This is a genomic window from Weizmannia sp. WK01, from assembly GCF_025905465.1.
Classification (GTDB): domain Bacteria; phylum Bacillota; class Bacilli; order Bacillales; family Bacillaceae_C; genus Weizmannia; species Weizmannia faecalis.
Genome location: NZ_CP109616.1, coordinates 1,461,428 through 1,476,053 on the forward strand (window position 1 = coordinate 1,461,428; position 14,626 = coordinate 1,476,053).

18 protein-coding genes are annotated in these 14,626 nt (G+C 48.4%); all 18 read left to right on the top strand.

Annotated elements, in window-relative coordinates; translation table 11 throughout:
* Positions 1 to 25: 25 nt before the first annotated feature.
* Entirely contained in the window at positions 26 to 298 is a 273-nt protein-coding gene (rpsP, locus tag OF158_RS06715; protein WP_026104868.1) for a 30S ribosomal protein S16, read from the top strand.
* On the top strand, positions 298 to 546 hold the full coding sequence (locus tag OF158_RS06720; RefSeq protein ID WP_284739724.1) for a KH domain-containing protein: 249 nt from the start codon (positions 298 to 300) through the stop codon (positions 544 to 546). Before rpsP ends, OF158_RS06720 begins: the two co-directional genes overlap by 1 nt.
* 156 nt (positions 547 to 702) lie before the next feature.
* Complete coding sequence (locus OF158_RS06725; protein ID WP_013859064.1) at positions 703 to 1,095, top strand: YlqD family protein; 393 nt, start codon at positions 703 to 705, stop codon at positions 1,093 to 1,095.
* A gap of 4 nt (positions 1,096 to 1,099) precedes the next feature.
* Positions 1,100 to 1,618, top strand: coding sequence for a ribosome maturation factor RimM (rimM, locus tag OF158_RS06730; RefSeq protein ID WP_035181787.1), 519 nt, complete (start codon positions 1,100 to 1,102; stop codon positions 1,616 to 1,618).
* Positions 1,615 to 2,349, top strand: coding sequence for a tRNA (guanosine(37)-N1)-methyltransferase TrmD (gene trmD / locus OF158_RS06735; protein ID WP_014095475.1), 735 nt, complete (start codon positions 1,615 to 1,617; stop codon positions 2,347 to 2,349). The genes rimM and trmD overlap by 4 nt, the downstream gene beginning before the upstream one ends.
* Positions 2,350 to 2,488: 139 nt before the next feature.
* Entirely contained in the window at positions 2,489 to 2,833 is a 345-nt protein-coding gene (gene rplS, locus OF158_RS06740) for a 50S ribosomal protein L19 (protein WP_014095474.1), read from the top strand.
* A gap of 170 nt (positions 2,834 to 3,003) precedes the next feature.
* Positions 3,004 to 3,555, top strand: a complete 552-nt coding sequence (lepB, locus tag OF158_RS06745) for a signal peptidase I (RefSeq protein WP_014095473.1) — start codon at positions 3,004 to 3,006, stop codon at positions 3,553 to 3,555.
* A 54-nt stretch (positions 3,556 to 3,609) separates the two neighbouring features.
* Positions 3,610 to 4,449 carry a ribosome biogenesis GTPase YlqF gene (gene ylqF, locus OF158_RS06750; protein WP_014095472.1) on the top strand — a complete coding sequence of 280 codons (840 nt, stop codon included), beginning with the start codon at positions 3,610 to 3,612 and terminating at the stop codon, positions 4,447 to 4,449.
* 53 nt (positions 4,450 to 4,502) lie between these two features.
* Positions 4,503 to 5,264 carry a ribonuclease HII gene (locus OF158_RS06755; RefSeq protein WP_225620984.1) on the top strand — a complete coding sequence of 254 codons (762 nt, stop codon included), beginning with the start codon at positions 4,503 to 4,505 and terminating at the stop codon, positions 5,262 to 5,264.
* 36 nt (positions 5,265 to 5,300) lie between these two features.
* Positions 5,301 to 6,545 (top strand): hypothetical protein, encoded by a 1,245-nt coding sequence (locus tag OF158_RS06760; protein WP_035181785.1) that lies wholly within the window; start codon positions 5,301 to 5,303, stop codon positions 6,543 to 6,545.
* Positions 6,542 to 6,832 carry an EscU/YscU/HrcU family type III secretion system export apparatus switch protein gene (locus OF158_RS06765; protein ID WP_014095469.1) on the top strand — a complete coding sequence of 97 codons (291 nt, stop codon included), beginning with the start codon at positions 6,542 to 6,544 and terminating at the stop codon, positions 6,830 to 6,832. The genes OF158_RS06760 and OF158_RS06765 overlap by 4 nt, the downstream gene beginning before the upstream one ends.
* Before the next feature lie 213 nt (positions 6,833 to 7,045).
* Positions 7,046 to 8,206, top strand: coding sequence for an ADP-forming succinate--CoA ligase subunit beta (gene sucC / locus OF158_RS06770; protein WP_014095468.1), 1,161 nt, complete (start codon positions 7,046 to 7,048; stop codon positions 8,204 to 8,206).
* 65 nt (positions 8,207 to 8,271) lie between these two features.
* Complete coding sequence (sucD, locus tag OF158_RS06775; RefSeq protein WP_014095467.1) at positions 8,272 to 9,174, top strand: succinate--CoA ligase subunit alpha; 903 nt, start codon at positions 8,272 to 8,274, stop codon at positions 9,172 to 9,174.
* Positions 9,175 to 9,319: 145 nt separating this feature from the next.
* On the top strand, positions 9,320 to 10,198 hold the full coding sequence (dprA, locus tag OF158_RS06780) for a DNA-processing protein DprA (protein WP_014095466.1): 879 nt from the start codon (positions 9,320 to 9,322) through the stop codon (positions 10,196 to 10,198).
* 270 nt (positions 10,199 to 10,468) lie between these two features.
* On the top strand, positions 10,469 to 12,544 hold the full coding sequence (gene topA, locus OF158_RS06785) for a type I DNA topoisomerase (protein ID WP_035181783.1): 2,076 nt from the start codon (positions 10,469 to 10,471) through the stop codon (positions 12,542 to 12,544).
* Positions 12,544 to 12,756 (top strand): hypothetical protein, encoded by a 213-nt coding sequence (locus tag OF158_RS06790; RefSeq protein WP_014095463.1) that lies wholly within the window; start codon positions 12,544 to 12,546, stop codon positions 12,754 to 12,756. Before topA ends, OF158_RS06790 begins: the two co-directional genes overlap by 1 nt.
* Positions 12,757 to 13,117: 361 nt before the next feature.
* Complete coding sequence (xerC, locus tag OF158_RS06795) at positions 13,118 to 14,020, top strand: tyrosine recombinase XerC (RefSeq protein ID WP_014095461.1); 903 nt, start codon at positions 13,118 to 13,120, stop codon at positions 14,018 to 14,020.
* Positions 14,021 to 14,062: 42 nt separating this feature from the next.
* The gene (gene hslV, locus OF158_RS06800; RefSeq protein ID WP_014095460.1) at positions 14,063 to 14,605 is read left to right on the top strand and encodes an ATP-dependent protease subunit HslV; all 543 of its coding nucleotides are present in this window, start codon (positions 14,063 to 14,065) and stop codon (positions 14,603 to 14,605) included.
* Positions 14,606 to 14,626 lie beyond the last annotated feature (21 nt).

Genomic DNA, 14,626 nt, shown 5'->3' on the forward strand with positions numbered 1-14,626 from the left:
ACTTTTTTGGAGGTGTATGATTAAAATGGCAGTAAAAATCCGCTTGAAACGCATGGGCACAAAAAAATCCCCGTTTTACCGCATTGTTGTGGCAGATTCCCGTTCACCGCGTGATGGACGTTTTATTGAAACAGTAGGAACTTACAATCCTGTTGTAGATCCTGCAGAAGTCAAAATCAACGAGGAAGCCGCGCTCCAATGGCTGAAAAACGGCGCCCAACCGTCTGACACGGTACGCAACTTGTTTTCAAAACAAGGCATTATGGAAAAATACCATAACGAAAAACACGGCAAATAATCATGGACCAACAGATGGATGATTTAATCCTTTCGATCGTCAAGCCGATTGTCGGCCATCCGGATGAGGTGCGAGTAGAGCGGGATGAACAAGAATCCGGAACGCTCTACCGCCTGATTATCCATCCGGATGATGCCGGCATGGTTATTGGCAAAAAAGGGCGTACCGCAAAGGCCATCCGTACGGTCGTATATGCTGCGGCCGGCGTGCACGGGCATAAAAAAATCCGTCTTGAAATTGCCGAATAACGGACAACGATGGATAGAACACCAGAGAAAGGGAGGCGCACACCTCCCTTTTTACATACATCTTTCGGGCTTTCCCCTCATCTTAACCGACATCCGCTTTTTCCGGCTTCTTTTATTTGGGTTGCTAATAAATGGCGAAAAGGAGGGCAGGGCATCTTGAAAATCCTTCAAAAAGTGACGGTCAAGCAAATCCTGACCGAAAAGAGCAAAGGGATGCTTTTGGATACATACCGGCAAAAGAAACAACAACTTCAAAAAGAATGTGAGCAGCTCCGGTTTGAAACGAAAAAACTGGAAAAACAAAAAAAGTTTTCGGGAACCAATTTAAAAATGCATTTTGAAAAAGAAATTGAAAGCCGGCAGGAGAAAATCAAACTGGTGGAGTTTCAAATTGAACAACTGCTTTTGCTTCCGATCGGGACGGAATTAAAAGAAAAAGAAATGCACGCTATTGTTGACGTCCGGGAAGGCGACGACTGGAGTGCGGTGACAAAAGAGAAATCGATTATTATAAAAGACGGCATCATCCATGAAATTCGCGAGAGGTGAGAATATGACACAATGGTTTAATGTCGGCAAAATCGTCAATACACACGGCATCCGCGGAGAAGTGCGGGTCATTTCCAAAACGGATTTCAAAGCGGAACGGTATAAACCGGGCAATACGCTTTACTTGTTTCTTCCCGGCTGCAATGAACCGGTTGCGCTTACGATTGAATCTCACCGGGTGCATAAGCAGTTTGATTTGCTGAAGTTTGAGGGCTTTGATTCGATTGAGGAAGCCGAGAAATGGAAAGGCGGCATGCTGAAAGTTTCCGAAGACCAGCTGGATGAACTTGGCGAAAATGAGTTTTATTTTCATGAAATCATCGGCTGCGAAGTCGTGACAACCGCAGGCGAGAAAGTCGGGACGGTAAAAGAGATTTTAACGCCCGGGGCAAATGACGTCTGGGTGGTGAAAACAGCGCAGCAGGAAGAGGCGCTAATCCCGTATATTGAAGACGTCGTCAAAAAAGTCGACAAAAAAGAAAAAAGAATTGTAATTGAACCGATGGAAGGGCTTTTGCCATGAAAATAGATATATTGACGCTGTTCCCGGAAATGTTTGAAGGCGTTCTCGGATCCTCCATTTTAAAAAAAGCAGAAGAAAAAGGGATCGTCCATTATCATCTGGTCAATTTCCGTGAATACAGCGACAACAAGCATAAAACCGTCGATGACTACCCGTACGGCGGCGGGGCGGGCATGGTGTTAAAGCCCCAGCCGGTGTTCGATGCTATCGAAGACCGGCTTGAGGGAAGCGAAAAAAAGCCGCGCATCATTTTGCTCTGCCCCCAGGGGGAAACGTATACGCAACAAAAAGCGGAAGCGTTTGCGGAAGAAGAACATCTGATCTTTATTTGCGGCCATTACGAAGGGTATGATGAACGGATCCGGACGCTTGTAACCGATGAAATCTCAATCGGAGACTATGTGTTAACGGGCGGCGAGCTGGGCGCAATGGTCATGATCGACAGCATCGTCCGCCTGCTTCCCGGTGTTTTGGGCAATGAAACCTCGCCTGTTACTGATTCTTTTTCGACCGGGCTGCTGGAACATCCGCATTATACGCGGCCGGCGGATTTTCGCGGAATGAAGGTGCCGGACGTGTTATTATCCGGAAATCACCGGCTGATTGAAGAATGGCGCGAAAAAGAGTCGCTGTACCGCACCTATACGAGAAGGCCGGATCTTTTACGCGGATATCCGCTCTCCGAAAAGCAAAAAGCGTGGCTGAAAGAATGGGAAGAAAAACGCGGATAGCTGTTGCAATCAGCATGCGTTTATGCTAAGATTGCTTTTGTGGTTTGCTTGAAAACAAGGCAGACCGCCGTAAAACGATGTTCCGCTGCAAATACGATGGAAGATTTGCAAGAGCATTTGTTGGAAGGAGTTGAATACGATGCACAATATTATTGACGAAATTACAAAAGATCAACTTCGCACTGATCTGCCTGCTTTCCGCCCGGGGGATACGGTCCGCGTCCATGTAAAAGTTATCGAAGGTTCACGCGAACGTATCCAGGTTTTTGAAGGTGTGGTCATTAAACGCCGCGGCGGCGGGATCAGCGAAACGTTTACAGTCCGGAAAGTTTCTTACGGTGTCGGCGTTGAACGTACATTCCCGCTCCATACACCAAAAATTGCGAAGCTTGAAGTCGTGCGTCGCGGTAAAGTTCGCCGTGCGAAACTTTACTACCTGCGTAATCTGCGCGGTAAAGCTGCCCGTATTAAAGAAATTCGCTAATTTGCTGCAACGGCTGTTCGAAAAGGGGCTATCATGGCCCCTTTTCTTCATACTTATACATAAATAACCCGGGTGTCTCTGAGGTTTTCAATCGGCAACCAATCCTGTTATAATGCAAAATATCAGGGAATATACGCTTATGGATACATGGAATGAGGCGGTGTAAATAAATGGCAAAACAGAAAAAACCAAAAAATGAACTGTTCGAATGGGTGAAAGCGCTGCTGATTGCTGTGGCACTGGCCGGCATTTTGCGCTACTTTTTCTTCGCCCCGATCGTGGTCGACGGCTCTTCCATGATGCCGACTTTGAAAAACGGCGACCGGATGATTGTGAATAAAATCGGGAGCCCGAAACGGTTCGACATCATCGTTTTCCACGCCCCGGAAGGCAAAGATTATATCAAAAGGGTCATCGGGCTGCCGGGCGACCGGATCGAGTATAAAAATGACATCCTGTATATTAACGGGAAAGCGTATAAAGAGCCTTATCTCGATAAATATAAAAAAGCCGTAGCCGACGGACCGCTTACGGAAGATTTTACCTTAAAAGACTATATCGGGCGCGACACGGTGCCAAAAGGGCAGATTTTTGTGATGGGCGATAACCGCCGGTACAGCAAAGACAGCCGCCAGATCGGGACGATTCCGCTCAGCAAGGTGGTCGGGGAGACAAACTTTGTATACTGGCCGGTGAAAGATGCCCATATGATCAATAAATAAGCGCCCGTTCGTTGCGCATTTTACGGAAAAAAGTAACCGTTATGGAGTTGACGCATGATGGCAATACAATGGTTTCCGGGCCATATGGCGAAGGCAAGGAGAGAAGTGACCGAAAAATTAAAACTGGTCGATATTGTTTTTGAATTGCTTGATGCAAGGATCCCGGTTTCCTCCGCCAATCCGATGCTGGATGAACTGATTCAGCAAAAGCCGCGGATCAAATTGCTGAACAAGGCCGATATGGCAGATCCGGCCGCTACAGCCCGCTGGCTTGAAAAATTGTCCGGCGGCAATACGCATGTCCTTGCCATTGACGCGCAAAGCGGAAAAGGGCTCGACAAAATGGTGAAACTGGCTGAACAGATTTTGGAGCCAAAATGGGAGAGGATGCGGGCAAAAGGCATCCGGCCGCGTGCGATCCGGGCCATGATTGTCGGAATTCCGAACGTCGGTAAATCGACGCTCATTAACCGGCTTGCCGGGAAAAATATCGCCAAAACCGGCAATACGCCGGGCGTGACAAAAGCGCAGGCATGGATAAAAGTCGGGAAAACGATGGAGCTCCTCGATACGCCTGGGATCCTTTGGCCGAAATTCGAAGACAAAGAAACCGGTTATAAGCTCGCTTTAACCGGTGCGATTAAAGACACGATCCTCAACCTGCAGGACGTTTCCGTATTTGGCCTGCGTTTTCTTGAAAAACATTATCCCGGCACATTAAAAGCCCGGTACAAGCTTGAGGATATCCCGGATATTGTCCCCCTTTTTGACCATATCGGTCGCCTGCGCGGCTGCTTGCGGGCGGGAGGGGAAATCGATTACGACAAAACGGCTGAAGTGATTATCCGTGATATCCGCGGCATGAAACTGGGGCCTCTGACATTTGATTTGTAATAAGCGCTCTCCGTAAGGGAGTGCTTATTTTTCGGGGAGGGGAAACATTGAAAATCAGTGAAATTGAAGCGCGTCTTCAGGAAATCACAAACCCGTCCGATCCGTTTATCCAGGCGCTAGGCCGGGACGAACGGAAAGGCGCACAAAAAGCGCTGGAAAAATGGATGAGAAAATTACAAAAAGAGCGTGAACAGCTTGAAAAATTCCGGGAGATGGGACGGTTTGAAGACGCCCTGCGCAGCCACGGCTGCCGCCTGATCGCCGGAATTGACGAGGCAGGCAGGGGGCCGCTTGCCGGGCCAGTTGTAGCCGCTGCCGTCATTCTTCCAGAAGATTTTTACCTGCCCGGCCTGAACGATTCCAAACAGCTTTCCGAAAAACAGCGGGAGGCCTTTTTTGCGCGGATCCAGGAAGAAACCCTTGTCGGCGTCGGCTTTGCCAGCGCAGAAGAAATTGACAGGATGAATATTTACGAGGCGGCCAAAAAGGCGATGCTTGCGGCTTTGGGCCATTTGCCTGCTGCTCCTGACCATTTGCTGATCGATGCGATGGAAATTCCCGCTTCGTACCCGCAAACTTCGATTGTAAAAGGGGATGCGAAAAGCATTTCAATTGCCGCGGCATCTGTGGTTGCAAAAGTAACGAGAGACCGGTATATGCAGGAAATGGATGAAAAATATCCCGGTTACGGTTTCGCCATACATAAGGGGTACGGGACGAAAAAACATCTGGAAGCGCTCATGAAGCTTGGCCCGTGCCCGATCCATCGAAAATCGTTTGCGCCGATTAAAGACAGACCGGCAATCCGCCGATAAATAAGCAAGAAGAAAGAAACAGGGCGGGGGAATAGCATGCAAATTTTTTTAGGCAAACAGCCATTTTCTATTGATGCCGGCTCAAATATCCGCACGTTTGCATTTCAAACGGGGCAGATTTTTTCCGGTGCCATCCAAAAACTGTTTCCAAATGACACCGCACTTGTCCAGGCAGGCGGGCGTACATTTGCCGCGAAACTCGAAGTGCCGCTTGAAGCCGGAAAAAACTACTGGTTTCAAACGGTTTTGGCCGACGGTGAAGTGCAGTTGAAAATGCTTTCGGAAGCCGATGCAAACGGCATGGCCGGGAAAGCTTTGCTCCCGCAAATGCAACTGCCGCCAGGAAAAACGTTCCAGTCCCTTGTTTCGTACTTGGCTGAACAGGAAATTCCGTTTACGAAAAATGACATTGCTGCGATCGGCGCATGGCTGAAGCATGTACCGGATCTGGCAAACGGGCTGGAAACGGCTGCCTTTATGCTCCAAGAAGGCTTTCCTGTGTCAGAGGGCGTGTTCACTTCGCTCCTTGCCGCAGGTCAAAACATACCGGCGGATCAGCTTTTAAACCGGTTGCAGCAGGCGCTCAAGCAGGGGGAACAGACGCCGGAAACGAGGCAATTGCTTGCACTTATCGGGGAGCTTGGGACAGGCAGCGAGCAGGTGACAGGAGAGGCGTTACGCCGGCAAATCAAAGAGAAGATTCAAAAAATGGGACTTTTTTATGAGGCGGGGCTTTTGCATGAGGACAAAGCCGCGGACAAGGACGGGCTGACTTTAAAAGCGCTGCTTGTTGATTTGCTGCAAAAAGGCGGGGGAACAAAAGCTGCCCGGGATGCAGCAGACGAAATCGTACAGAAACTGAACGGCCAGCAGCTGCTCGCGCTTTCCGGCGGGGTAGTGCAGCACATTTGGATGGAAATTCCGCTTTCATTCGCGCACTTTCAAACGAATGCCGTTGTACAATGGTCAGGCAGGCGGAAAAATGGCGGAAAAATAGACAGTAATTATTGTAAAATCATTTTTTACTTGAATCTTCAGTTTATGAAAGAAACATTGGTCGAGATGAATGTGCAAAACCGGATCGTTTCCATCCGCATTTCCAGTTTGAAAAAGGGTCTTCAGGAAGCCGTGAAGCCTTTTTTGCCGGCTTTAAAGGAAGGCCTTTCCAAAACCGGTTACACATTGTCTGACGTTCGGTTCGGGGAATTCCAGCCGGATGCTGTGCGTGCCACGCTCAGCCGGCCGGAGGTTTCCGGGAAAGGGGTTGATCTTAGGATATGAAGGATCCACAAAAGGACATAAAAGAAGCGGTCGCGCTCCAGTACAGCCCGGATGCGCATTCCGCCCCTGTCGTGAAGGCAAAAGGTAAAGGGGATGTGGCCAGGCGGATTATTGAAGAAGCAAAAAAAGCGAATGTTCCGATCCAGCAGGACCCGGATCTTGCCGCACTGCTCGGCCGGCTTGACATCAACGAAGCGATCCCGGAAGAACTGTATGCAGCTGTGGCCGAGGTGTTTGCCATGATTTACCGCCTCGACCAGTCGCTAAAAAACAAGGATAAAAAATGAACGAAAGCTGACCATTAAGCCTGGGCACCCATTTGCATAAAGGCTGCGGTGACAATAGGCCAACGACCAGTAAAATCACGTCCATTTTATACCGAAAAAAATATTCTTGAATAATAATAGCCATTTTAGTTCATTATGGTAGACATCTTTTCCGATGTTTATTAAAATGAAAGCGCAGTTAATTTTTTGAACAGTTTGATAGGAGGATGGAACATGAATATTCACGAGTATCAGGGCAAAGAGATCCTGAGAAAATACGGGGTCGCTGTGCCGAACGGGAAAGTGGCCTTCACCGTGGATGAAGCGGTGGAAGCAGCGAAATCGCTCGGTACACAAGTATGTGTGGTAAAAGCGCAAATTCATGCCGGCGGCCGCGGAAAAGCAGGCGGCGTCAAAGTGGCAAAAAATTTGGATGAGGTTCGTACATACGCACAGGAACTGCTTGGCAAAACGCTTGTGACGCATCAGACAGGCCCTGAAGGAAAAGAAGTGAAGCGCCTCTTGATCGAAGAAGGGTGCGACATTCAAAAAGAATACTATGTCGGCCTTGTTTTGGACCGTGCCACAAGCCGGGTTGTGCTGATGGCTTCTGAAGAAGGCGGCACGGAAATTGAAGAAGTGGCGGCGAAAACACCGGAAAAGATTTTTAAAGAAACCATTGACCCGGCAGTCGGGCTCTTGCCATTCCAGGCGCGCCGCATTGCGTTCAACATCAATATTCCTGCTAAACTTGTAAATCAGGCCGTTAAATTTATGACAGGCCTTTATCAAGTATTTGTGGAAAAAGACTGCTCGATCGCGGAAATCAATCCGCTTGTTGTAACCGGCGACGGAAAAGTAATGGCGCTCGATGCCAAATTGAATTTTGATTCGAACGGCTTGTTCCGCCAGCAGGATGTTCTGGCGTACCGCGATCTCGAAGAAGAAGATCCGAAAGAAATTGAAGCGTCGAAATACGATTTGAGCTATGTCGCCCTTGACGGCAATATCGGCTGCATGGTAAACGGCGCCGGCCTTGCGATGGCGACAATGGACATTATTAAATATTACGGCGGCGATCCGGCCAACTTCCTTGATGTCGGGGGTGGCGCAACGGAAGAAAAAGTAACGGAAGCGTTTAAAATCATTTTATCGGATGAAAAAGTCAAAGGCATTTTTGTCAACATTTTCGGCGGCATTATGAAGTGCGATGTCATTGCTTCCGGCGTCGTTGCAGCCACAAAACAAGTCGGACTCGACATCCCGCTCGTTGTCCGTCTTGAAGGGACCAATGTGGAACTTGGGAAGAAAATTTTAAACGAATCTGGGCTGAAAATTGTTGCCGCTGAATCGATGGCAGACGGCGCGCAAAAAATTGTCGAACTGGTCAGCTGACAGCAGCTGTTCATTCAGACAAAATGCGAACAAATATTCTTGAATGAAGAAGGCAGGGGAAAAAAGTGAGCATTTATGTAAATAAAGACACGAAAGTCATTGTCCAGGGGATTACCGGGAAAACGGCGCTTTTCCATACAAAACAATGCTTGGAATACGGGACGAAAATTGTCGGCGGCACAAGCCCTGGCAAAGGCGGGACTGAAGTAGAAGGCGTGCCGGTCTTTAATACGGTGAAAGAAGCCGTTGAAAAAACGGGCGCAACCGTTTCAGTTATCTATGTGCCGGCTCCGTTTGCGGCAGATGCGATTATGGAAGCGGTCGATGCAGAACTCGATCTTGTCATCTGTATTACGGAGCATATCCCGGTATTGGATATGGTCAAAGTGAAACGTTATATGGAAGGAAAGAAAACGCGCCTGATCGGGCCGAACTGCCCGGGCATCATCACGCCAGACGAATGCAAAATCGGCATTATGCCGGGTTATATTCATAAAAAAGGCCATGTCGGCGTTGTTTCCCGTTCCGGTACGCTGACTTATGAAGCCGTCCATCAGCTGACGCGCGCCGGCATCGGTCAGACAGGGGCGATCGGCATCGGCGGCGACCCTGTGAACGGCACCAATTTTATTGATGTATTAAAAGAATTTAACAATGATCCGGAAACGGAAGCGGTCATTATGATCGGTGAAATCGGCGGGACGGCGGAAGAAGAAGCCGCCAAATGGGTGCAGGCAAACATGAAGAAACCGGTTGTCGGATTTATCGGCGGTGTCACCGCGCCTCCTGGAAAACGGATGGGCCACGCCGGCGCCATCATTTCAGGCGGCAAAGGAACCGCAGCGGAAAAGATCCGCACGATGAACGAATGCGGCATCCAAGTAGCCGAAACGCCGGCTGTCATTGGGGAAACGCTCGTTCGTGTACTGAAGGAAAGAGGCCTTTACGAGAAATGTAAAAACCTTTAAGCGGCGGCACCGGCCGTCCCGGAACCCGCATTTTCCGGGACAGTCCGGTAAAACTGCCTGGATCCGGCTGCCATTTTTAAGCGTGCAGCCGGGTCCTAAATGTTTTTCTTTTTCAATGAAATACGGTTTGAAAGCGAGGCAAACAATGGAACCATTAAAAATCAAATACATTCATTTGGATCATTGCAGGGGAATTTCCCGCGTGCAAAAAATGAAAATCCTCGAATTTGATCCGCTGCTTGAAAAAATCTGCCGGATTCCCCCTGAAACACTGCGCGCCATGCTTCATATGCAAAAGGAAACATTTGAACGCTTTTATGAAGATCTTCTTCATCTTGACATCAAACCCTATTTAACCCTCTACCAGAAAAAACAGATCCGAATGACAGCCCGTTTTGAACCGGAATATCCGCCGCTTCTGAAAGAAACGTACCAGCCTCCTGCCGTACTCTATTCAATCGGAAATGTATCATTGCTGAAAAACCGTGCGCTGGCCGTTGTCGGGTCAAGAAAGGCCGGTTCCTATGCAGAAAAAGTCGCCGATCATTTGCTGCCACCCCTGATCGAAAAACAGTTTGCCATTGTCAGCGGGCTGGCGAGAGGGGCGGATTCGATTGCCCACCGTGCCGCCATGAAATACGGGGGGAAGACGATTGCGGTGCTCGGAAGTGGGTTTTTTCATATTTATCCGCGGGAAAATATACAAATGGCGGAAAAAATAAAACAGGGCCATTTACTGCTGTCGGAATATCCGCCGTTTACGCGCCCGGAAAAATGGCGTTTTCCGGAACGCAACCGGATCATCAGCGGCATTTCTGAAGGTGTGCTCGTGCTTCAGGCGGAAAAACGGAGCGGCTCCCTGATCACGGCAGATTACGCCCTCCAGGAAGGCCGGGAAGTTTTCAGCGTGCCGGGAAACGTGCTGGACAGCCTGTCGAAAGGAACAAACCATCTTATCCAGCAGGGCGCAAAATTGGTAACATGCAGCGGAGACATTTTGGAAGAACTGCTTCCGACAAGGTAAAAAATAGTTAGAGAAAATTCATAAATGGGCAGTGATTTTCCGATTTTGTGAAAAAACGCATGATTTTTGGATAAAATGGTTATAAAATAGAGAAAGAAAAGATAAAATTTTCAAAATGAAACCGCTTGCGATGTTGATTTTTCATCATTCGTGCTGTTACAATTGACAAATGCGGGCATCCATGCCCATAATTACAAATGATTTTGTTTGAAAAATGAAAGCAAAGTTGCTGCAAAGAGAGGGTATAAGCTCTCCAGGGAGGATTTTTGAATGTCAGACTACTTAGTGATTGTAGAATCACCTGCAAAAGCGAAAACGATTGAAAAATATTTGGGAAAAAAATATAGAGTGAAAGCTTCCATGGGGCATGTGCGCGACTTGCCGAAAAGCCAAATGGGGGTGGATGTGGACGACCATTTTAAGCCGAAGTACATTACAATCAGGGGCAAGGGGCCGGTCTTAAAAGATTTGAAAAACGCGGCCAAAAAAGCAAAAAAAGTCTATCTTGCCGCCGACCCTGACCGCGAAGGGGAAGCAATTGCCTGGCATCTCGCCAACAGCTTGAATCTGGATGTGCATTCGGACTGCCGCGTCGTGTTTAATGAAATTACAAAGGACGCGATTAAAGAATCATTTAAACATCCGCGCCCGATCAATATGGACCTTGTCGATGCCCAGCAGGCAAGACGGATTTTGGATCGTCTCGTCGGTTATAACATTAGCCCGCTTTTATGGAAGAAAGTGAAAAAAGGTTTGAGTGCGGGTAGGGTACAGTCCGTTGCCGTCCGCCTTATCATCGACCGGGAAAATGAAATTAAATCGTTTGTGCCGGAAGAGTACTGGACGATTGCCGGGTCCTTTAAAAAAGGGAAAGACACGTTCCAGGCATCTTTTTACGGTGTGGACGGGAAAAAAATGCAGCTGAAGTCAGAAGCGGATGTGAAAAAAATTACCGGCATGCTGAAAAGCGACAAGTTCCAGGTTTCTTCCGTCATGCACAAAGAGAAGAAACGGAATCCGGAACCGCCGTTTACGACTTCTTCCTTGCAACAAGAAGCCGCCCGGAAGCTGAACTTCAGGGCAAAGAAAACAATGATGGTGGCCCAGCAGCTGTATGAAGGCATCGACCTTGGAAAAGAAGGGACTATCGGGCTGATCACGTATATGAGAACAGACTCGACCCGGATTTCGGAAGTCGCAAAAACAGAAGCCAATCAATATATTCGGGAAAAATTCGGGGAAAACTATTTGCGCCAGGAAGAAAGAAAAGAGAAAAAACAGACAAATGCCCAGGATGCACACGAAGGGATCCGGCCAACAAGCATTTTCCGGGATCCGGGTTCGGTCAAGTCCTTTCTAAGCAGAGACCAGTATAAGCTGTACAAATTGATTTGGGAACGCTTTATGGCAAGCCAGATGGCCCCTGCGATACTGGATACGATGAGTGCCACGCTGGCAAACGGCACGGTTTTGTTCCGGGCGTCCGGGTCAAAAATCCAGTTTCCGGGTTTTATGAAAGTGTATGTGGAAGGTTCCGACGACCAGCAGGAAGAAGGCGAACGTTATTTGCCGCATCTCGAAGAAGGGGATGTTGTCCAATCTGAGTCGATCGAACCGAAACAGCATTTCACCCAGCCGCCGCCACGCTATACCGAAGCCCGGCTTGTCAAAACGCTGGAAGAACTTGGAATTGGGCGGCCGTCCACCTATGCGCCGACATTGGATACAATCCAAAAGCGCGGCTATGTGGCGCTTGAGAATAAGCGGTTTGTCCCGACAGAGCTCGGCGAAATCGTGCTCGAATTGATTCGGGAATTTTTCCCGGAAATCATAGATGTCGAATTCACCGCTGATATGGAAAAAGACCTGGACGAAATTGAAGAAGGAAAAGTACCATGGGTCCAAATCATTGATGCGTTTTATCAAAATTTTGAAGTCCGCCTGAAAAAAGCGGAAACCGAAATGGAAAAAATCGAGATCAAAGATGAAGAAACCGGGGAAATGTGCGAGCTGTGCGGAAGTCCGATGGTGTATAAAATGGGGCGTTATGGCAAGTTTATGGCTTGCAGCAATTTTCCTGATTGCCGCAATACGAAGCCAATCGTCAAAAAAATCGGCGTCACTTGCCCGAAATGTGGTAAAGGTGAAATCATTGAGCGGAAAACAAAGAAAAACCGCATTTTTTACGGGTGCGACCGTTATCCGGAATGTGATTTTGTCTCTTGGGATAAGCCGGTTGGCAGGAAGTGCCCGAAGTGCGGCGACATGCTCGTTGAGAAAAAGCTGAAAAAAGGGACGCAGATCCAATGTGTGCACTGTGACTATAAAGAGCAGTCGGTGAAGTAATGATCGACCTTGCCGGAACTTTGGCGGCCTTGCGTGGAGCGGGCGGCAAAGTTCCGGTTGATCAAAATGAATATTTACATTTTTACGAGAAAATGCATCTTATTCTTTTACTTCTTGGAGCAGCTGTTGTAAAATGCTTAAAGGACAGTTGCGACAAAAAACGACAGAATTCCCGAATCGTTGGCGGGCAGCGGCCAAAAGCTTTTCAATAAACGGCATTCCCGGCTTTTCACGGCAGGAAGCGCCAGTCAAAAGGACAATTCGAAAATTTATGAAAAATATGTAACATTCGTTGCAATCCGATCCGGAAATGTGTTATGATTTAACCGGATTTCCGAATGCCGTCCCTTGGCTTCGAAGCATATGAGCCGGCGGGAGACGGGGTTTCGGTTGGCGCAAGCCGGGGCTTACGGATACCCGGACCGGCGCAAAAAGCCCGGCTGGCGGGTTTGTCCGGGCCGTTTTACCGGCTGAAAAAAATGGCAATAACCCCGGAAAGCCTATTGTTGTCTATCAACGTGAAGAGTGGCGTAAAGCAGGCCCGTTTCCCCGCACATGTGAGGTGTTAAACAGATGAACGGCGAACTGTCCGGCTATTTGCTTTCTTTTATGGAATACATGCAAGTGGAGAAAAACTATTCCGCATACACAATCAAATTTTATCGCCTGGACCTGGAGGATTTTTTTGCGTTTTTAACCGCACAGGGGATTGCCTCGCTGGACGAGGTGGGGTATCCGGCAGGGAGACTGTATTTGACAATGTTGCATGAACACGGATACAGCCGCGCCACGGTAGCACGGAAAATATCCAGCATTCGCAGTTTTTTCAAATTCCTGATGCGGGAGAGAATCGTCAAAGAAAATCCCTTTGCACTTTTATCACAGCCGAAACAACATAAGCGCCTGCCCAAATTTTTTTATGAGGAAGAAATGGAGCAACTGTTTGCGGCATGTGAAGGCGATGATGCACTGTCCCGGCGCAACCGTGCTTTGCTCGAAATCCTGTATGCGACCGGCATCCGCGTGAGCGAATGCGTCAATATTCGGTTGCAGGATATTGATTTTGAATTCGAGACGATCCATGTAAAAGGGAAAGGAAAAAAAGAACGGATCGTGCTGTTCGGCCATTTTGCAGGGGAAGCCGTTTCGGATTATATGGCGCATGCACGGAAAACGTTGATGCGCGGTAAAGAAGACCATCCCTATTTATTTGTAAATGCACGCGGCGGCGCATTGACCGATAAAGGTGTCCGCTATATTTTAAATGAAATGATCAAAAAAGCGGCACTGACCGGAAAAATTCATCCCCACATGTTGCGGCATACATTTGCAACCCATTTGCTGAACCATGGGGCTGATTTGCGCACAGTACAGGACCTTCTTGGGCATGAAAGCTTGTCTTCCACGCAAGTCTACACACATGTAACCAAGGAGCATTTGCGGCAAACTTATATGGCTTACCACCCGAGAGCATAGCAATGCAAGGCGGTTCGCTTTGATTACATAGGAGGTGCTGATATGGGTGATTTTCACGCAACCACAATATTTGCCATCCGCCATAACGGAAAAAGTGCAATGGCTGGGGATGGGCAGGTGACGCTCGGAAACTCTGTCGTGATGAAAAATACGGCCAAAAAAGTCCGCCGGCTGTTTAACGGAAAAGTGCTGGCCGGTTTTGCCGGCTCGGTTGCGGATGCTTTTACGCTTTCCGAAATGTTTGAAGGAAAACTGCAGGAATATAACGGCAACCTGACGCGGGCAGCAGTGGAACTGGCCAAAATGTGGAGAAGCGATAAAGTGCTCCGAAAGCTCGAAGCGATGCTGATTGTCATGGATGAAAACAATTTGCTGCTTGTCTCGGGAACGGGGGAAGTCATTGAACCGGATGACGGCATCCTCGCTATCGGCTCGGGCGGCAATTACGCGCTCGCTGCCGGCCGTGCACTGAAACGGCATGCGGCAGAGAACTTCACCGCAAAAGAAATTGCGCGGGCTTCCCTTGAAATCGCATCTGAAATTTGTGTATTTACAAATTCAAACATTATCGTGGAAGAACTATAAGCGGAAAGGTTCCGGTACCGG